At 59.1% G+C, this 18,998-nt stretch carries 17 protein-coding genes and 1 riboswitch; of the genes, 8 read left to right on the plus strand and 9 right to left on the minus strand.

Annotated features, from left to right (window positions below; all coding sequences use genetic code 11):
• Window positions 1-12 precede the first annotated feature (12 nt).
• Entirely contained in the window at window positions 13-1,887 is a 1,875-nt protein-coding gene (gene thiC, locus ACHQGU_RS01145; RefSeq protein WP_395495609.1) for a phosphomethylpyrimidine synthase ThiC, read from the minus strand.
• Window positions 1,888-1,969: 82 nt separating this feature from the next.
• A riboswitch (TPP riboswitch) is annotated at window positions 1,970-2,117 on the minus strand.
• 221 nt (window positions 2,118-2,338) lie between these two features.
• On the opposite strand from thiC, the gene ACHQGU_RS01150 reads away from it, so the two are divergent.
• Complete coding sequence (locus tag ACHQGU_RS01150) at window positions 2,339-3,832, plus strand: sugar porter family MFS transporter (protein ID WP_062249539.1); 1,494 nt, start codon at window positions 2,339-2,341, stop codon at window positions 3,830-3,832.
• Between the two features lie 90 nt (window positions 3,833-3,922).
• On the opposite strand, the gene ACHQGU_RS01155 is transcribed toward ACHQGU_RS01150, so the two are convergent.
• The 4 genes from ACHQGU_RS01155 to aroQ all read right to left on the minus strand — a co-directional run bounded on the left by ACHQGU_RS01155 (window position 3,923) and on the right by aroQ (window position 7,128).
• Window positions 3,923-4,714 carry an acetoin reductase gene (locus ACHQGU_RS01155; RefSeq protein ID WP_395495610.1) on the minus strand — a complete coding sequence of 264 codons (792 nt, stop codon included), beginning with the start codon at window positions 4,712-4,714 and terminating at the stop codon, window positions 3,923-3,925.
• A 154-nt stretch (window positions 4,715-4,868) separates the two neighbouring features.
• On the minus strand, window positions 4,869-6,212 hold the full coding sequence (gene accC, locus ACHQGU_RS01160; protein ID WP_062140967.1) for an acetyl-CoA carboxylase biotin carboxylase subunit: 1,344 nt from the start codon (window positions 6,210-6,212) through the stop codon (window positions 4,869-4,871).
• Window positions 6,212-6,676: an acetyl-CoA carboxylase biotin carboxyl carrier protein gene (accB, locus tag ACHQGU_RS01165; protein ID WP_062140969.1), complete on the minus strand. Its 465-nt coding sequence runs from the start codon at window positions 6,674-6,676 to the stop codon at window positions 6,212-6,214. The genes accC and accB overlap by 1 nt, the downstream gene beginning before the upstream one ends.
• A complete protein-coding gene (aroQ, locus tag ACHQGU_RS01170) occupies window positions 6,673-7,128 on the minus strand; it encodes a type II 3-dehydroquinate dehydratase (protein ID WP_025829366.1) in 456 nt (151 codons plus the stop codon). Before aroQ ends, accB begins: the two co-directional genes overlap by 4 nt.
• Before the next feature lie 266 nt (window positions 7,129-7,394).
• On the opposite strand from aroQ, the gene ACHQGU_RS01175 reads away from it, so the two are divergent.
• Window positions 7,395-8,012 carry a septal ring lytic transglycosylase RlpA family protein gene (locus ACHQGU_RS01175; protein WP_253555760.1) on the plus strand — a complete coding sequence of 206 codons (618 nt, stop codon included), beginning with the start codon at window positions 7,395-7,397 and terminating at the stop codon, window positions 8,010-8,012.
• 97 nt (window positions 8,013-8,109) lie between these two features.
• Here ACHQGU_RS01175 and ACHQGU_RS01180 read toward each other — a convergent pair whose 3' ends face one another.
• Complete coding sequence (locus tag ACHQGU_RS01180; protein WP_395495611.1) at window positions 8,110-9,096, minus strand: YihY/virulence factor BrkB family protein; 987 nt, start codon at window positions 9,094-9,096, stop codon at window positions 8,110-8,112.
• 447 nt (window positions 9,097-9,543) lie between these two features.
• Between ACHQGU_RS01180 and ACHQGU_RS01185 the strand changes: the two genes are divergently transcribed.
• The 3 genes from ACHQGU_RS01185 to ACHQGU_RS01195 are packed head-to-tail and all read left to right on the plus strand — an operon-like array spanning window position 9,544 to window position 11,562.
• The gene (locus ACHQGU_RS01185) at window positions 9,544-10,674 is read left to right on the plus strand and encodes a type III PLP-dependent enzyme (RefSeq protein WP_061490982.1); all 1,131 of its coding nucleotides are present in this window, start codon (window positions 9,544-9,546) and stop codon (window positions 10,672-10,674) included.
• A gap of 1 nt (window position 10,675) precedes the next feature.
• Window positions 10,676-10,849 (plus strand): hypothetical protein, encoded by a 174-nt coding sequence (locus tag ACHQGU_RS01190; protein ID WP_197463929.1) that lies wholly within the window; start codon window positions 10,676-10,678, stop codon window positions 10,847-10,849.
• On the plus strand, window positions 10,846-11,562 hold the full coding sequence (locus tag ACHQGU_RS01195) for a YfdX family protein (protein WP_215753952.1): 717 nt from the start codon (window positions 10,846-10,848) through the stop codon (window positions 11,560-11,562). The genes ACHQGU_RS01190 and ACHQGU_RS01195 overlap by 4 nt, the downstream gene beginning before the upstream one ends.
• Before the next feature lie 53 nt (window positions 11,563-11,615).
• Here the strand turns inward: ACHQGU_RS01195 and ACHQGU_RS01200 are convergent, their stop codons facing one another.
• Window positions 11,616-12,488 (minus strand): sulfurtransferase, encoded by an 873-nt coding sequence (locus ACHQGU_RS01200; protein WP_395496351.1) that lies wholly within the window; start codon window positions 12,486-12,488, stop codon window positions 11,616-11,618.
• 293 nt (window positions 12,489-12,781) lie between these two features.
• On the opposite strand from ACHQGU_RS01200, the gene ACHQGU_RS01205 reads away from it, so the two are divergent.
• Window positions 12,782-13,828 (plus strand): aldo/keto reductase, encoded by a 1,047-nt coding sequence (locus tag ACHQGU_RS01205; protein ID WP_395495612.1) that lies wholly within the window; start codon window positions 12,782-12,784, stop codon window positions 13,826-13,828.
• A gap of 13 nt (window positions 13,829-13,841) precedes the next feature.
• On the opposite strand, the gene ccmB is transcribed toward ACHQGU_RS01205, so the two are convergent.
• Together ccmB and ccmA are read right to left on the minus strand one after the other, a co-directional pair.
• Entirely contained in the window at window positions 13,842-14,510 is a 669-nt protein-coding gene (gene ccmB / locus ACHQGU_RS01210) for a heme exporter protein CcmB (RefSeq protein WP_082779376.1), read from the minus strand.
• Window positions 14,507-15,163: a heme ABC exporter ATP-binding protein CcmA gene (ccmA, locus tag ACHQGU_RS01215; RefSeq protein WP_082782806.1), complete on the minus strand. Its 657-nt coding sequence runs from the start codon at window positions 15,161-15,163 to the stop codon at window positions 14,507-14,509. The genes ccmB and ccmA overlap by 4 nt, the downstream gene beginning before the upstream one ends.
• A gap of 263 nt (window positions 15,164-15,426) precedes the next feature.
• On the opposite strand from ccmA, the gene acnA reads away from it, so the two are divergent.
• A complete protein-coding gene (gene acnA, locus ACHQGU_RS01220; protein WP_062140981.1) occupies window positions 15,427-18,120 on the plus strand; it encodes an aconitate hydratase AcnA in 2,694 nt (897 codons plus the stop codon).
• A gap of 82 nt (window positions 18,121-18,202) precedes the next feature.
• Window positions 18,203-18,949, plus strand: a complete 747-nt coding sequence (locus ACHQGU_RS01225; RefSeq protein ID WP_043549388.1) for an amino acid ABC transporter ATP-binding protein — start codon at window positions 18,203-18,205, stop codon at window positions 18,947-18,949.
• Window positions 18,950-18,998: the final 49 nt, after the last annotated feature.

The raw sequence follows: 18,998 nt of genomic DNA on the forward strand, positions 1-18,998 counted from the left end.
AGAAAAATAGTTTTATTCCGCAGGCACGTAGACGGTACCGCCTGCTTTGCGGAATTCCTCGTTTTTCTGCTCAATGCCTGCCATACGGGCGGCATCTTCCTTCAGATCCTGACTGATCCGCATGGAGCAGAATTTCGGACCGCACATGGAGCAGAAATGTGCGGCTTTATGGGCTTCTTTCGGCATGGTTTCATCATGATACGCACAGGCCGTATCCGGATCGAGCGACAGATTGAACTGATCCTGCCAGCGGAAGGAGAAGCGCGCGCGGCTCAAAGCATCATCCCGCAGTTTTGCCGCCGGATGGCCTTTTGCAAGGTCTGCTGCATGAGCGGCAATGCGATAGGTAATCACACCGGTTTTCACATCATTGCGGTCCGGCAGGCCCAGATGCTCCTTGGGGGTGACGTAGCAGAGCATGGCGGTACCAAACCAGCCAATCATGGCCGCACCAATGGCTGAGGTAATGTGGTCATACCCCGGAGCGATATCGGTCGTCAGCGGGCCAAGCGTATAGAACGGGGCTTCGCCACAGTCGCGCAGCTGCTTGTCCATGTTCTCCTTGATCTTGTGCATGGGCACATGGCCCGGCCCTTCGATCATCACCTGGCAGCCCTTGGCCCAGGCAATCTGGGTCAGTTCGCCCAGTGTTTCCAGTTCGGCAAACTGTGCGGCATCATTCGCGTCGGCAATGCTGCCGGGGCGCAGGCCATCGCCCAGAGAGAAGGAGACATCATAAGTCCGCATGATGTCACAAATTTCTTCAAAATGCTCATACAGGAAGCTCTCGCGGTGGCCGTTCAGACACCAGCTGGCCATGATGGAGCCGCCGCGGGAGACAATGCCGGTCACGCGGTTAGCGGTCAGCGGCACATGCTGGAGCCGCACACCGGCGTGGATGGTGAAGTAATCCACCCCCTGTTCCGCCTGCTCAATCAGCGTATCGCGGAAGACTTCCCAGTTCAGCTTGCTGACTTCACCACCGACTTTTTCAAGCGCCTGATAAAGCGGCACGGTGCCGATGGGAGTGGGCGCGTTCCGCAGAATCCAGTCACGAATATTGTGAATGTTACGGCCTGTGGACAGGTCCATCACCGTGTCCGCACCCCAGCGGATGGACCAGACGAGCTTTTCCACTTCTTCCGCTGCGGAGGACGTCACTGCAGAATTGCCGATATTGGCATTCACTTTCACAAGGAAGTTGCGGCCAATAATCACCGGTTCCAGTTCCGGGTGGTTGATGTTGGCCGGAATAATGGCGCGGCCACGGGCAATTTCGTCCCGCACAAATTCCGGGGTCACAAACGTCGGAATAGCGGCATCAAAGGAGTTACCATCCGCAAGCCGTGCTGCGGCATCGTCAGCCGCTTTCTGGCGGCCCAGATTTTCCCGGTGCGCCACATAAATCATCTCTTCGGTGATGATACCGGCTTTTGCAAATTCATACTGCGTGACGGGTTTGCCTGCCTGCCCCTGCAGCACGGTATGCGGAGCCGGGCAGGGGGCGACGAGCTGTTCGCCCTGTGCGTTGCCATTGTCTTCCGGTTTGACTGCACGCGGGGTGGCCTGGACCAGATTGCGCTTAGCCAGCCAGGCCGCACGGGGTTTGGGCAGGCCAGTGCGGACGTCAATCTGCTCGGCATCATCCGTGTAAGGGCCGGACGTATCATAGACACGCAGCGGCGGTTCATTGGCGGACGGGTCCAGCATGATTTCACGGAACGGCACGCGGATGTCCGGATGCGCTTCCGGGCTGGAATAGACTTTTCTGGAGCCGCGAATGGGGCCGGTTGTTACCTGGCCGGGGGCCGGTGCGGCAGTATTAGCAGGTTTCGGGTTGCCCGTGACGGCCTGTGTGGCGGTCTTGAGGGTGTCAGTTTGGGTCACAGCGTTCTCCTCTGCCCAGAGGAGGACAGAGGCCGGAAGCGGGCCGCTACAGGGAGGACCGGTGTACGGTCCTGCAGCGGTGAACATCTTCTGGCACCAGTCCCTCCGCCGGTATGATCCGGATCAGGTTCCCCACCAGAAGCAGCATGCCTCTGGTGGCAGGGTCACCACGCGTCCTTGCGGACAAAGTGGACTCTCAGTTCCTTGCCGGAACCCCCCTTGGTCTATGGTCTGGAGCAGATAGTGTTCCGTGTGTTTCTGTCAAGAAAAAACCGCTTGGGCTGAGGTGTTTTGCCGGGAACGTCATGTGCCATGTGGCGTTTTGCAGCTGTCATTCAGCCTGCTGCAAACCCTCTGTTTGCAAGGGGATTGAAAAGACCTGATGGGCTGCAAAATAATAAAAAATTTCATTTCCGATGCAATCGTTGCAAAAGTGTGGTATTAAGAAGGCATGCAAGCAGAAAGAAACAAAGCTCAGGAAGCAATCGCGAACGTCGAAATCTCCCCTCATGCTCACCGTGTCTTATGGATAGCTGCAATTGTTGCTGCCATATGCGGTGGTCTTTATGGATATGATACGGGTATTATTTCCGGCGCTCTTCTTCTTATTACAAAAGATTTTCACCTGACGTCTGGTCAGGAAGAAATGGTGACGTCCGCCATTCTCGTCGGGGCTGTTGTCGGCGCACTCTGCGTCTCGTGGCTGTCTGAAAAGTTTGGGCGGCGTAATTCCGTTATGGTCGTAACAGGCGTGTTTGTGCTGGGTGCCGTCGCCTGCTCCCGCGCACCGGATGTGACGGCTCTGATTATTGCCCGTGTTTTTCTGGGGCTTGCCGTAGGCGGGGCCACGCAGGTGGTGCCAACCTATATCTCGGAGCTGGCACCTGCCAGTAAACGCGGCAATCTTGTCACCATGTTTAACGTCGCCATTGGCGTTGGTATTTTTCTTGCCAACCTCGTCGGTTTTACCATGCGGGATGCATGGGGCTGGCGGCCGATGATTTCCGTTGCGGCGCTGCCGGCAGCGTTTGTGTTTGTGTGCATGTTCTTCCTGCCCAAAAGCCCGCGCTGGGCTGCTGAGAATGAAGGGCTGGCGTCCGCTGTTGAGCATCTCAGCCGCGTGCGGAACTCCCGCAAGGCTATTCGTCGGGAAATTCGGGAAATTCATGAAAACGCCTCTGGTATTGATGAAGATGAGCGTGGCTGGAAAGGCCTGATGCTGCCGTGGGCGCGTCCGGCTGTCATCGCGGCTCTGGGTATCGCCTTCTTCACGCAGGCCGGTGGTCTGGAGATGATGATCTACTACGCCCCGACGTTCCTGTCGGACGCCGGGTTCGGCAGCTCTGCCGCTCTGATGGCCAGCTTGGGCATTTCCATTGTCTATCTGATCATGACCCTGCTGGGCTGCATTTTTGTGGACCGTATTGGCCGCCGTCGTCTGGTGCTCATCATGGGGCCGGGGTCTGTCATCAGCCTGCTGGGTCTGGGTATCATGTTTGCTATCCACCCGGACAAGGGCAGCGTGGGGAGCTGGGCGATTATCGCGTTCCTGCTGCTGTTCATGATGTTCAATGCCGGTGGTATTCAGGTTGTGGGCTGGCTGCTGGGGGCCGAGTTGTTCCCGCTGCCCATGCGTGCTGCCGCGACCAGTGTGCATGCCGCCATGCTGTGGGGGGCCGATCTGCTGGTGACCTCTACGGCGCTGACGCTGGTGCAGATTGTCACACTGGGTGGCACCATGTGGATCTATGCGGGGGTCAATCTGGCGTCCGTGCTCTTTGTCTACTTCTTTGTGCCGGAAACCGCCGGGGCAACGCTGGAGGATATCGAGATTGCTCTGCGGCGTGGCGAGTTTAAGCCGCGTGTGGGGCAGGACCCGCGTATTCGCTCCTACGATGATGAGGAAGACGAAGAAGAAACCGCTCAGGCCCCTTCAGCGGCCTAAGAGGCATTCCCTTTTACGGATGACGGAAGAAAGGCTCCTTCGGGGGCCTTTCTTTTTGTCCGGGTGGTCGCTTGCTGGGGGGGTAGCGCCTCAGCGGAAAACGAGGCCGCCATCAATCATCACGGACTGGCCCGTCATGTAGTCTGCGTCTGCGCTGGCCAGATAGGAAACAAAGCCCGCCACGTCGTCCGGTGTTTCCACCCGGCCAAGGGCGATGCCTTCCACATATTTTTTATAGGTCGCGCCAATTTCAGCCCCGGTGGTCTCGGCCATGCGGCGGTCGATTTCCGTCCACATGTCTGTGCCCACCACGCCGGGGCAATAGGCATTGACGGTAATGCCGGAGGAGGCCAGCTCTTTAGCCGCAGCCTGCGTGAGCGCCCGCACGGCAAATTTGGTCGAGGAATAGATGCCGAGAAACGCATATCCTTCATGCCCGGCAATGGAGCAGGCATTGATGATCTTGCCCTTGCTCTTCTGAGCTTTGAAGGCCTGTGCAGCCGCCTGAATACCCCAGAGTGTGCCCTGCACGTTGATGCGGAAAATGGTCTCCACATCCTCGGGCGTAGCATCCAGCAGCGAGCCGACATGTGCGATACCGGCATTGTTGACCATGATATCGACATGCCCGAACGTCTTGCTCGCTTCCTGCACCACGGCAAAAACCTGATCGCGCTGGCTGATATCGGCTGTCTGCACGAGGGCTTTGCCGCCAAGCGCCTCAATTTCCGCAGCGACGGTGGCCAGCTTGTCTTTCTTGAGGTCCGTCAGCACCACAGCGGCGCCGTCGCGGGCCAGACGCAGGGCAATACCCCGCCCGATTCCCTGAGCGGCACCCGTGACAATGGCGGTTTTCCCGGCCAGTTTTTCTGAAAGAGACATCGTGTGATCTTCCTCTTCAATGCGCGTTTTGCGCAGCGCCCACGCTGGAAAAACCAGCGATAGTGAACAAGGGCTGAAGGAAAGATGTCACGGAATTGTGTCCCCGGCCAGCGGCTCCGGTAAAGGAGGCACAGGCCGGGGGCAGGCGGGCCTTTTAGTGCGGGCGCGCAGTAAACTGTTCCAGCCAGTGGATGGTGTAATCCCCCTTCTGGAACTCAGGGTCAGCCAGAATACGGCGGTGCAGCGGAATAACGGTCTTGATGCCTTCCACTACAAACTCATCCAGCGCACGGTGCATACGGGCAATGGCTTCGGCCCGTGTGGGGGCGTGGACAATCACCTTGGCAATCATGCTGTCGTAATACGGCGGCACCTTGTAGCCCGTGTAGAGCGCGCTATCGATGCGCACACCCAGACCACCCGGTGCGTGATACACCGCCACAGTGCCGGGGCAGGGGGCGAAGGTATCCGGGTCTTCCGCGTTGATGCGGCATTCAATGGCATGGCCAGAGAACGTCACGTCAGACTGCGTGTAGCCGAGCTTCTCACCAGCGGCGAGGCGGATCTGCTCACGGACCAGATCGACATCGCACACCATTTCCGTCACCGGATGTTCCACCTGCAGGCGGGTGTTCATCTCAATGAAGCAGAACTGGCCGTCCTGATACAGGAATTCCAGCGTGCCTGCGTTCCGGTAGCCCATTTTGGAGAGGGCGTCCGTCACCGTTTTACCGATGGCGTTCCGCTGGTCCGGCGTAATGGCCGGAGAGCCAGCTTCTTCCAGCAGTTTCTGATGGCGGCGCTGCAGGGAGCAGTCACGTTCCCCAAAATGCACGACATTGCCGTAGTTATCGCCCAGAATCTGGAGTTCGATATGCCGGGGCTTATCGAGGTATTTTTCCAGATAGACCGCATCATTGCCAAAAGCTGTGCGGGCTTCCGTACGGGCGACGCTCCAGGCTTCCTCAATCTCGCTGGCGTCATGCGCGACTTTCATGCCGCGCCCGCCACCGCCTGCGGTTGCCTTGATCAGCACCGGATAGCCGACCTGTGCGGCCACGGTCCGGGCTTCGTCCAGGCTCTTCAGCTCACCATCGGAACCGGGGACCAGCGGCACACCCAGCGCTTCCATGGTGGTCTTGGCGGTAATCTTATCGCCCATCATGCGGATATGCTCCGCCGTCGGGCCGATAAAGGTCAGTCCGTGGGCTTCCACCGTTTCCGCAAAATCTGCGTTTTCAGACAGAAAGCCATAGCCGGGGTGAATGGCTTCTGCCCCGGTGATGGTAGCGGCAGACAGAATGGCGGCCACGTTCAGGTAGGAATCCCGCGCGGCAGGCGGCCCGATGCATACGGCTTCATCCGCCAGACGCACATGCATGGCGTCTTCATCCGCTGTGGAATGAACCGCTACGGTCTTGATGCCCAGTTCCCGGCAGGCGCGCAGGACACGAAGGGCAATCTCGCCGCGATTGGCGATGAGGATTTTGGAAAACATCACTCGATAATGGCGAGCGGCTGGCCAAATTCCACCGGGTCGCCAGAGGCAACGAGCAGGGTTTTCACCGTGCCGGCTTTGGGGGCTTTGATCTGGTTGAAGGTCTTCATCGCTTCAATCAGCAGCAGGGTCTGGCCAGCGCTGACAATCTGCCCTTCGCTGACAAACGGGGGAGAGGACGGGTCGGGCGTGAGATACGCCACACCCACCATCGGGCTGTTAACAGCACCCGGATGGCGGGAGAGGTCCGCAGGGGCTGCCGGTACAGGGGCGGCAGGAGCTGCCACCGGAGCCGGAGCAGGGGCTGCAACAGCCGCCGGAGCCGTAGCCTGCACCGTTGCGGGGGCACGGGCCACCCGGATGCGGCTGTCTTTCTCCGAGACCTCGATTTCAGTCAGTCCGGTGTCGGTCAGAATTTCGGCCAATGCCCGAATGGCATCTGCGTCCACGAGCAATCCGCTCATTGGTCATCCTCATCTAGAATAAGATCTGTCATTGCCTGCAATGCCAGAGAATACCCCGCCACGCCTAGCCCACAGATTACGCCAACAGCGGCGCGGGAGACATAAGACATGTGACGGAACGGCTCACGACGGTGAATGTTGGAGATATGCACCTCGATCACGGGCAGGTCCGTGGCCAGCAGCGCATCCAGCAAAGCCACAGAGGTGTGGCTGTATCCCGCCGGGTTGATGATGATGCCGCGCGCACGCTTGCGGCATTCCTGCACCCAGGAAATCAGCTCCCCTTCAATGTTCGTCTGACGGAAGTCGATGGCCAGATCCAGCTTGTCGGCTGTCTGAATGCAGATCTGCTCCACATCATCCAGCGTGGCGCGGCCATAAATTTCAGGCTGGCGCTGGCCAAGCATGTTGAGGTTCGGGCCGTTAAACACAGCGATGAGGGGTCTTTCCATAGTGTTCCGGGCCGTAGCACGATGCCGGACAGCATCCAAGAGAAGAGATGGCCTGCACCCCTAAAACCTGATGAAAAACCTGCCTGCCCGGCGTCTGTTGCTTCGGGAAGCGCGGACTGGAAAGGGCACGCATGCCATGTTTTTGCCATTTGGGCAGGGCATGCACGGGGAGAACCAAAAGGTTTGCAGGGTAGAAAGCGGTTGCTTTTTACCCCTGGCACCGGCTTTATTGGCCGGGTTCAACGGAAAACGGAGTAAACAAGCGGATGTCAGCCCTGCGCCGGGCACTTCTGGGAAGTGTGTTTGTTATGGCCTCCATGGCCTCTGTCTCTGCTGCCAAGGCAGCTGATGAAGGACAGGGGACGACCAGCTGGGCCGACTCCGTTCAGCGCGCTCTGGCCGCGCGGGAGGAGCAGGACCCGACGTTCAGCACTCCGGAAACCGGACAGACTGCGCATGCGCGCCGTTTCCAGAAAGGCATGGCCAGCTGGTATGGCGGTCGTTTCCATAACCGCCGCACTTCCTCAGGCGCTTTGTTCAACAAGGCCAGCCTGACCGCAGCGCACCCCACAGCCCCCCTCGGCAGCAAGCTGCTGGTGACGTCTGAAGAGACGGGCCGCTCTGTTGTGGTGACGGTGAATGATCGTGGGCCATATAGCCATAACCGGATTATTGATCTTTCACAGGCCGCGGCTGCGCGCATCGGCATGCTGGGCGCTGGTGTTGCCCATGTGAAGATTGAAGCCGCCCCGATTGAAGTCGCATCCGCGCCTCAGGATGGTAGCGAATCGCTGGAGTCCAACACGCTGGAGATGGCCGCAGCCCAGCCCCGGGACGGGGTGCGGGTTCTGCATCGCCCCCGTGTGAGAGCCACACGCCACTAAGATCTGACGTTTTTAAAGCGTATAAAAAAGGCCGGTCAGGTGATCCTGAACCGGCCTTTTTTGTGTGCGCCCAGAGTGGGCGCGTATCGAGGGAGGATCAGAACGTCAGCGGTTTGCGGCGTTCGCCCCGGGCGTAGATTTCCATCTCGGCGTTCAGTTCCGCCCCCATTAGCACAACCCACGCGCTGACAAAGAACCACATCATGATGGCAATCACCGCGCCGAGAGGTCCGTAGGTCGCGTTGTAGCTGGCGATGTGGGCCACGTAATAGGAGAAGCCAAAGGCCACGATAATCCATGTGCAGGTGGCAAACAGCGCACCCGGCATCACCCAGCGCCACAGGCCCGGCGCTTTACGGTCCGGCCCAAAGCGGTAGAGCGCGGACATGGCCAGAATCTGGAAGGTGAACATAATGACCGGGCCGCTCCACTGCGCCAGAAACTCAATGGAGCCGGGTGGGGTAGGGATGTGCAGCCATGCGGGCAGATTAAGCAGAAGCGGCAGGGCCACCATGAGCGCCAGTGTCAGCGCGGCACCCAGCACGGCGGAGAGCGTCATGGCGAGTGCTGTGAGCTGGAACACAAAGAAGTTTCGGTTTTCCTGCGTGTTGTAGGCAATGTTCAGCGCCGACAGAATGGATTTGGTGGCGGCTGAGGCGGACCAGAGTGCAACACTCAGGGAGACGACAAGGTTGACCGTCAGAGAGCTGTGCGGTTCGGCCACCAGTGTCTGAATGCGGTCATAAATCAGTGCGTAAGCCCCCGGCGGCAGCAGATTCCGCAGCACTTCCAGCTGGGGGGTGACGGTCTGCACATCAAACGCCAGCCCATAGATGGAAATCAGTGAGCTGATGGCCGGGAACAGAGAGAGAGTGGTATAAAAAGCGCAGCCGGCGGCCACCAGCGTGGTGGGGCCGGAAATCAGGCTTTTGAACGTCAGCGTGAAAATGATTTTCCAGTCCTGCCACCGCAGGGCTGAGGGGCGGGAAAACCTGGGGCCCTGGTCTGGGGCGTCCGCCCTCGATCCCTCAGCAGGGTTCAGATCGTGCTGATGCGGAGCGGCGGGATCACAGAGAACCTGCATCGTGTTTGAAGCATCCTTTTTTGGCGTGTGGCATCGCGCCTGAGGGGGCCGAACCGTGGAATGCCGGGCGCTGGGCCGGGCTTGCTGTAACGGGCGGTTCCCTTCACGGAAGAAAAAGGCGTTCTGCAATGCTCAAGGCGCTGTGCAGACGTGAAGAAACCGAATGAAGCCGGTTTTATAGTCCTTGAGGCCCCTTTTCCACGTTTTTTTAAAACAGGCCTTTTTTTGACTTGCACTTGTGACGTTCTGGCCTCATATGCACCCCCCTACGCAGCAACGCACGTGCCACTGGCCCTCTGAGGTTACGCAACGACGTCAAGCGTTCTGGCAATCGGGGTTCCGCTGTTTGGAGCCCTTCTCTGGTCGCTGGTCCGTTAGACCGTTTCGCAACTCCTCCTCGCGTATTTATCAAAAGCGATGGAGCCTTATTTTGGGGGAATGGGTGGGATGAATCCCAAAATTGCCCGTTTTTTCGCTGAGCAAAAGCCAGCAACACCTTGCCTCGTCGTCGATGTCGATCAGGTCGAGGCTCGTTATCATGCCCTGACAAGCGCTCTGCCGCATGCGCGGGTGTATTATGCCGTCAAGGCCAACCCGGCCATGCCGATTCTAAACCGGCTGGTGGGGCTTGGGTCCTGCTTTGACGCAGCCTCCTGGGAGGAAGTGTCTCTGTGTCTGGAAGCGGGTGCCGCGCCGGATGCAATTTCCTTCGGCAATACGGTCAAAAAAGTCTCCGCTATTCGCGCAGCCTATGAGGCTGGCGTGCGGATGTACGTATTTGATTGCCGGGAAGAGCTGGAAAAGCTGGCGGCGCATGCCCCCGGCTCCCGCGTCTATTGCCGCCTTCTGGTGGATAATGACGGCGCGGAATGGCCCCTTTCCCGCAAGTTTGGCACCACGCTCGACTCCGCGCGGGAGCTGATGCTTCTGGCGCGGGAACTGGGGCTGGACCCGTATGGTCTGTCCTTCCACGTCGGCAGCCAGCAGCTCTCCTCCGATGCGTATGAGGTGGCGATTGCCCGTGTGGCTGCCCTGTTTACAGACCTCAGCGCGGCCGGGCTGGACCTGCGGATGGTTAATCTGGGCGGTGGTTTTCCGGTGCGCTATCGGGCCGATGTGCCGGAAATTGACCACTTCGCGCAGGCCATCAGCCACGCCATGACCACCCATTTCGGCAATGCACTGCCGGAAATGCTGGTTGAGCCGGGCCGCTTTATTGTGGGTGAGGCCGGGGTTGTGCGCTCAGAAGTCGTGCTGGTCAGCCGCCGTGGGCGGGAAGACGGGCCGCGCTGGGTCTATCTGGACATTGGCCGCTTTGGCGGTCTGGCGGAAACGGAAGGCGAGGCTATTCGCTACGCCATTCGCACCCCGCGTGATGGCTCGCCCACCGGCCCGGTCGCTATCGCCGGCCCGACCTGTGACGGTGCGGACATCATGTATGAAAAGACAGCCTATGAGCTGCCTCTGGGGCTGGAAGCGGGTGAGCAGGTGGAACTGGATGCCACCGGTGCCTATGTGTCCACCTATTGCTCCACCCGGTTCAACGGTTTCCTACCGCTGACGGAACATTATATCTGATATGTTCCAAGGGGGTGGCTGGTCTCTTATGGGCCTGCCGCCCTTGTTTTATGCCTCTCCGGCTCTGACCAGACAGGACGGCAGCCCAGCCTTGTGCGGGCCTGCCTTTGCAGATGTGCTGATCTGGCTCAACACTCCTGCGACCTTTGATGATGAGTCTGGAGAGATCTCATGAAAAAAACAGGACTGCTGCTGGCGGCCCTTCTGGCCTCTGCAACCTCTGTGGTTCCGGGTTTTGCTCAGACCACCAGCACAGCAACGCCCACCGCGTCCGCTCCCCCTGCGGTTGCCGATGCGGCGGCGCAGGATTTTGGACGGCTTTCTGTAGACGGCGGTACTGCCTCGGAAGATATCGGGCTGGCGCGTCAGGCGATTTTTGACGGGGATCTGGACGCCGCTGGCCGTCTGATTGCCGATGCCAATATGGCGCTGGAACGTGCGCGTGTGGACAACACGGCTTTCCAGAAAGCGGAAACCGAATTGCAACCCAGCAAGACAAAAGCAACAACGTCCACCCATGCAGCATCCGCCAACAGCACGCCAGTGGCCTGGCTGCCGATTGATGGCGAGCTGGTGCTGGATGAGGCGATCGAGCCGACCCCGGAAAAAAATGCAGCCGTTGCGGCGGCTAACCGTCACCTGCGGGCCGGGAATACGGCGCGGGCCGGGGATGTGCTGAAAGTTTCCGGGATTGATGCGGACTATATTATTGCCGCAGTGCCGCTTGAGCAGACCCGCAAGGATGTGGCCAAAGCGGCCAAATTCATCAAGAGCAATCCGTATAAAGCCAGTGAAGCATTACGGGACGCGGAAAACGCCGTGCGTTATGCGTCCGTCAATGTTCAGGCTGTGCCGCAGCAGGCTCCGGCCGCTCCGCAGGCAAAATAAGACGCTGCTTTGAGAGCAAGCCCCGGTTACGTATCTGTAACCGGGGCTTTTTCTTATGCGTTTTCTAAAGGAGCGGCAGCTTTGGGGATGCCACCCTCAATCGGCAGCTCAGGGTTACGGGACCATTCGTTCCAGGACCCCATATAAATCCGCAGCTTTTTGAAACCGGCCTGAGAGAGCGCAACATAGGTGTTGGCGGCCCGTGCACCTTTGAAGCAGTAGATGATGATATCATCATCTGGCGTCAGACCACGGGACGCAGCGAGGTCAAGAATGTCTTCTTTGGGCCGAAAAGAGGCCTGTCCGTCAGAGACTTTCATGAAGTCATACCATTCGATCCACACAGCACCGGGGATGCGGCCTTTGCGCGGGGCGAAATCCACACCGTAAGGGGAAGAGCTTTCTGCCAGCCACTCCACTTTGTCCCGGTTGTCCAGCAGTTTAACGTTCGGGTTCGTCAGGGCATGCAGAACATCCTGATAGGTCGCCATCAGGTTCGGCTGAATGCTGATCGGGAAAACTGTCCGTTCCGGCTTGGTGGTTTTCGTTGTCAGAGCGCCACCAGCCTGTTTCCATGCCATCAGGCCGCCATCAAGAATGCCCACTTTCGGGTAGCCCAGATACTTCAAAATCCAGTAGCCACGGCATGACCCGCCATAGCGCGTATGCAGAGCGTCTTCGTAAATGATGGCTGTTTTCTTGCCGTCGAGACCATAGTCCGAGAACAGGTCAACAAATTTGTCCTGAAGGGTCTTGAGGCCATCGTCTGTCGTTTCTGCAAGATAGGTGAAAATATCCGGCATATTGACAGCACCGGGCAGGTGGCCTGCCTCAAAATCCTTGCGGTCACGCACGTCAATAAAAACGGCGTTGCCCGTGGAGATGAGCTCCTGAACCTGTTTGGGTGAAAAAAGGACAGTGTCCAGCATTCGGTTTCTCCACAACTGTTTGAGATCGCAGACTCTAACAGCCCCGGTAAGACACCTGTAGGCCTGCACATGCGGTGCCGTTATGAGGCAGGCAGGACGCTATCGGGTTTGTGAAGAGCTGGGCGGGTTTCCGCGCTCTGTCCGGTAACCGGCTAAACATTTTTTCAGGATTCAGACAGTTTCAAAGCTGGTCTGGTGGACGTGTGCGGCTGTTCTTCTCAGGGGCTACGCTGGGAGGATTAGCCTTTTCAGGATAGAATTTTCTTTAAACACTCCGAAGGGATTAGGGCATGCAGTATCGTGAACTTGGCCGTACCGGCATTCTGGTCAGTGAAATCTGCCTGGGCACCATGACGTTTGGCCAGCAGAACACGGAAGCGGAAGGGCACGCGCAGCTGGATCTGGCGCTGGAGCATGGCGTCAACTTTATTGATACCGCCGAGCTTTATTCCATTCCGCCGCGGGCTGAGACCTATGGGGCGACGGAAACCATTGTGGGCAGCTGGCTGAAAGCCCGTGGCAGCCGCGACAAAATTGTTCTGGCCAGCAAGGTTGTGGGGCGGAGTTCCTCTCCGTGGTTCCGGGCCGGTGGTGAGGAAGCACGTCTGACCCCGCGCCAGATTCGCTATGCGCTGGAGCATTCCCTGCGGCGGCTGGGCACGGATTATCTCGACCTCTATCAGCTGCACTGGCCGGACCGGAAAATTGGTTTGTTTGGTGAAGGTGGCACAACTTTTACAACCGTCTCGGACGCTGAAGAAGTGCCGCTGGAAGAAACGCTGGGCGTGCTGGGGGACCTCGTGGCGGAAGGCAAGATCCGCCATGTCGGCCTGTCGAACGAAACAGCATGGGGTGTGGCCAAGTCTCTGGCCTGCGCCAGAGAGGGGGCGCCACGCGTGGCGTCCATTCAGAACGCCTATAATCTTATCAACAGAACTTTCGAAATTGGTCTGGCGGAAATGGCCCTGCGGGAGAAGGTTAGTCTGCTGGCATATTCCCCGCTGGCGCAGGGCTATCTGACCGGAAAATATCTGAACGGCGCACGGCCTGCAGGGGCGCGTACCACGCTGTTTAATCGCGGGCAGCGTTATGAAAAGCCGGGCGTGGATGTCGCAGTGGAAGCCTACATGAACCTTGCGAAGGCTGAGGGGATCGACCCTGTGCAGTTCGCACTGGCGTTTGTAACGTCCCGCCCGTTTGTGACGTCTAACATCATCGGCGCAACCAGCGTGGAGCAGCTCATGACGGCTCTGACCTCAGTAAAGGTGCAGATCACGCCGGAGCTGGAAGAGAAAATCAACGCCATTCATCAGGTGCATTCCAACCCGGCTCCGTAAAGGGAGGCCGGGGTTATTCCACCGCGGCCCGTAATCCGGCCCCGGCAGCCAGCGGGCAAAGGGGAATGGCGGCGGCCAGAAAGGCCCCCAGCAATTCCAGATCCGGTGCCCATGGCAGGCCGGTGCGGGCGGCATCAATGGCGGCGGCGCCAAAAATCAGTGCTGGTGTAATGAGCGGTAGCACCAGAAGAGGCAAAAGCACACCGCCGCGTCGGGCTCCCAGCACAATGGAGGCCCCCATGCCGCCGATAAGAGATAGCACCATGGACCCCAGCAGCAGCCCCGCCAGCAAAATAGGCAGCGTGGACGTGGGCAGGCCGAGCATGATGGCCAGTGGCACCGCAGCCAGTAGCAGCGGGACGCCGGTGGTCAGCCAGTGTGCGGTGATTTTAGCGAGGGCCACCAGTGAAGGCGGCAGCCCCAGCAGCAGAAGCTGATCAAGTGATCCGTCTTCCAGCTCCGCGCCAAATAAACGGTCCAGCGGCAGCAGGGCTGCCAGCAGGGCGCAGACCCAGATAATGCCGGGGGCCATATGGCGCAGCAGATCCGGTGAGGGGCCAAGGGCTAACGGAAACAGCGTGCCCGTCAGAATAAAGAAGAGGACTGCGCCCAGCGTGTCGGCCCCGTGCCGCAGAGCCAGCCGCAGGTCCCGGGCAACCAGAGCGCAAAACAGGCCCATCATGCGGCATCTCCTGTCAGGTCAGTCTCGTCAGAACCCCACCAGCCACGGCTCTGGTCCGGCATACCGGGCAGCGCCAGATGGCTGACCTCTCCTAAAGGCAGAGGCACATGCGTTGTGGCGACCACAAGGCCGCCCTGTGCGCGGTGGGTGGCGATAGCCTGCCCCAGCAGTTCTACAGCTGCGGCGTCCAGCCCGAGGCTGGGTTCATCCAGCAGCCACAGTGGAGCCTGCGCCAGCAGCACGCGGGCGAGGGCCGTACGGCGCTTCTGGCCAGCAGACAACAGGCGGGCGGGCAGAGTGGAAAGATGCAGGAGATCCACGGCTTTCAGGGCGGCATCCATGTCACCGCCTCCGGCGCGGGCGAACAGGGCCAGATTTTCCCGAACGGTCAGACTGGGCTTTAACGCATCCTGATGTCCCAGATACGCCACGCGGGCCGCATGAGCCGTGCGGTCCTGCGTGACGGGCTCGCCATCCCACAGCAGAGCGCCACCATCCGGGCGGCGTAATCCGGCCAGAACCCGCAGAAGAGTGGACTTGCCAGCGCCATTGGGGCCTGTGAGCAGCAGCGCGCCGCCGCGCTCCAGCGTCAGGCTGACATCATCCAGCACCAGCCGATCCCCCCGGAAAACCGAGAGAGACTCTGCCACCAGCCGGGGTGTGGCATCAGAAGAAAGCTCGGAGATGGGACTTCTCCTTATTGTTACCAGTTAAACACCGCCAAAGCGGGCCTGCTCGCGTTCTCGTGGTCGCCAGCCCGCTTGTGCCGCGCCAGACTGCCGGTATGTTCTAACGTCATCGGGATATCAAGCCGGCCGCCCGGAAGACCGGGTGAGCGCAAAACGCCGCACCTGGCGGCGTGCCGGCTCCGGAACGTATCACCAGCCATCGGCTGTGATCGGGGAGAAGGGTAACTATGAAGACGGTTGGGCACGATTCACTCAAGACAGGTCGCACGCTCTCGGTTGATGGCAAGACCTATCATTATTTTTCCATTCCGGAAGCGGCAAAGACCATTGGCGACGTCAGCCGTCTGCCTGTTTCGCTGAAAGTGCTGCTGGAAAATGTGCTGCGCTTTGAAGACGGCCATTCCTACAGTGTGGATGATGCCAAGGCGATTGCCGGCTGGCTGCCGGAAGGCCACAGCAGCAAGGAGGTGCCGTTCAAGCCCTCTCGCATTCTGATGCAGGACTTCACCGGCGTGCCGGCAGTTGTTGACCTTGCTGCCATGCGCGACGGGATTGTGAAGCTGAACGGCAACCCCCAGAAGGTGAACCCGCTGGTGCCGGTCAATCTGGTGATTGACCACTCTGTGATGGTGGATGTCTACGGCTCGCAGGACGCGCTGCAGAAAAACATCACGCTGGAATTTGAGCGCAATGGTGAACGCTATGCGTTCCTGCGCTGGGGTCAGGAAGCGTTCGAGAATTTCTCTGTTGTGCCGCCGGATACCGGCATCTGCCATCAGGTGAACCTGGAATATATCGCTCAGGTTGCCTGGACCGCGAATGTGGACGGCAAAGAGTATGTTTATCCGGACTCACTGTATGGCACGGATAGCCACACCACCATGATCAACGGCCTTGGCGTGCTGGGCTGGGGTGTTGGCGGCATTGAGGCTGAAGCCGCCATGCTCGGCCAGCCGATTGCCATGCTGGTGCCGGACGTGATCGGCTTCCGCCTGACGGGCAAGATGCCTGAGGGGGCTACCGCGACCGATCTGGTGCTGACAGTCACCCAGATGCTCCGCAAAAAGGGCGTGGTTGGCAAATTTGTTGAGTTCTTTGGCCCGGCTCTGGACCACCTGCCGGTGGCTGACCGTGCGACCATTGCCAACATGGCTCCGGAATATGGCGCAACCTGTGGCTTCTTCCCGGTCGATACGCTCACGCTGGACTTCCTGCGTGAAACCGGCCGTGACGAACACCGCATTAAACTGACGGAAGAATATCTGCGCGCGCAGGACATGTTCCGCACGGCAGAAACGCCGGAACCGGTCTTTACCGATATTCTGGAACTCGACCTGTCCACGGTTGTGCCGTCCATCTCCGGCCCCAAACGCCCGCAGGACCGTGTGGTGCTGAAGGAAGCCAAGACGGCGTTTGAAAAAGAACTGACATCTTCTCTGGGCGTGCCGGCGAACGACGCGAACAAGAAAGTGCCGGTGGCCGGGACCAATTACGAAATTGGTCAGGGCGATATCGTCATTGCCGCGATCACGTCCTGCACCAACACCTCCAACCCGGCGGTGCTGATTGCCGCAGGTCTGGTGGCCCGTAAGGCACGCGCTCTTGGCCTGAAGCCGAAACCGTGGGTGAAGACCTCTCTGGCTCCCGGTTCTCAGGTGGTGACGGACTATCTGGACCGTTCCAAACTGTCTGAAGATCTGGACGCACTGGGCTTCAACACGGTGGGGTATGGCTGCACCACCTGTATCGGGAACTCCGGCCCGCTGCCGTCTCACATTGTGGACGCCATTGAGAACAACAACCTCGTTGCGGTGTCTGTTCTGTCTGGTAACCGTAACTTTGAGGGCCGTATTTCCCCCAACGTGCGCGCCAACTATCTGGCCAGCCCGCCGCTGGTGGTTGCCTACTCTCTGCTGGGCACCATGCGGAAGGATATCACCACGGAGCCGCTGGGCACCTCCAAGGATGGCAAGCCCGTCTATCTGAAAGATATCTGGCCTTCCAACAAGGAAATCGCGGATCTGATCGGCTCGTCCATCAACCGTGAAGAGTTTATCCAGCGCTACAAGAACGTGTCCAAGGGCACGAAGGAGTGGCAGGACCTCAAGGTGGCCACGGGGTCTGAAACCTACAAGTGGGATTCCAAATCCACCTACGTGCAGGATCCGCCGTACTTCAAGGACATCACGCACGAACCTACCGCGCCGGGCAACATTGAGAACGCCCGTATTCTGGCGCTGCTGGGTGACAACATCACGACCGACCATATCTCTCCGGCCGGTGCCATCAAGAAAGACTCTCCGGCTGGCCGGTATCTGATGGAACACGGTGTGGAACCGCGGGATTTCAACTCCTACGGCTCACGCCGCGGGAATGACCGCGTGATGGTCCGTGGTACCTTTGCCAATATCCGTATCAAGAACGAGATGCTGCCCGGCACGGAAGGGGGACTGTCCAGGCACTTCCCGGATGGCAAGGAAGGCGCGATCTATGATGTCGCCATGGAATACAAGAAAGAGGGCACCCCTCTGGTTGTGTTTGGTGGCAAGGAATACGGCATGGGGTCCTCCCGTGACTGGGCGGCCAAAGGCACTCTGCTGCTGGGCATCAAGGCTGTGATTGCAGAAAGCTTTGAGCGTATCCACCGCTCCAACCTTGTGGGCATGGGCGTCCTGCCTCTGCTGTTCAAGGATGGCGTGACGCGCCAGACCCTGAACCTGAAGGGTGATGAGACCATCACCATCAAAGGGCTTGAAAAAATCACGCCGCGCATGGACGTCACCATGACGATTACGCGGGCTGATGGGTCTACGCAGGATGTGGAGCTTCTGTGCCGCGTCGATACACTGGACGAAGTTGAGTATTACCGGCATGGTGGCATTCTCCAGTATGTGTTGCGTGGGATGACCAAAGCTGCCTGACGATTTTCTTGTTCCATCGGAACATCAGAATGCCGGCCCGGATAACTCCGGGCCGGCTTTTTGCCTTGAAAATGAACCTGTTGTGCTCGACGCACAGGATATTCACAAAAGCTTTGGGGACGGTGCCATTCTTGGGGGCGTCTCCCTTCAGGTACGCAAGGGGGAGCTGGTTTCCATCATCGGCCCCTCAGGGTGCGGGAAATCAACCTTTCTGCGCTGCCTGAATTTTCTGGAAATTCCCGACCGTGGCACCATTAACGCCATGGGGGTGACCATTGCGCGGGACGGCGGCCCCTGGCGGCGTGCGGATGAGCATGTGGCCCATCGGCTCCGCACCCATGTGGGCATGGTTTTTCAAAGTTTTAATCTTTTCCCGCATCTGAGCGTGCTTGATAACGTCCTGCTTGGCCCGCGTGTTGTAAAACGCGAGACCGGACCTGCCGAGCGCGATGAAGCCATGGCTCTGCTGGAAAAAGTCGGGCTGGGCCGTGTTGCGCAGCGTTACCCTGTTTCTCTCTCCGGCGGGCAGCAGCAGCGGGCGGCCATTGCGCGCGCGCTGGCCATGCGGCCGGAGATCATGCTGTATGACGAACCGACCTCGGCACTGGACCCCATTGTGGCGGAGGAAGTGCTGGGCGTGATGCGCAAGCTGGATGATGAAGGCATGACGCAGATTATTGTGACGCATGATATGCGTTTTGCGCAGGTGGCTTCGGACACGATTGTTTATATGGATGGCGGCCACATTATTGAATCTGGCCCCCCGGAAACCCTGTGTGTTAATCCGGCGGATGATCGGACACGGCGCTTTTTGAGGACTGTTTTGTGAAACACGGCATGCGGCGCCATCTGGCCCGTTTTCTAACCGTTCCGCAGTG

Source organism: Acetobacter sp. KSO5, assembly GCF_044094635.1.
GTDB classification, from domain to species: Bacteria; Pseudomonadota; Alphaproteobacteria; order Acetobacterales; family Acetobacteraceae; genus Acetobacter; species Acetobacter cerevisiae.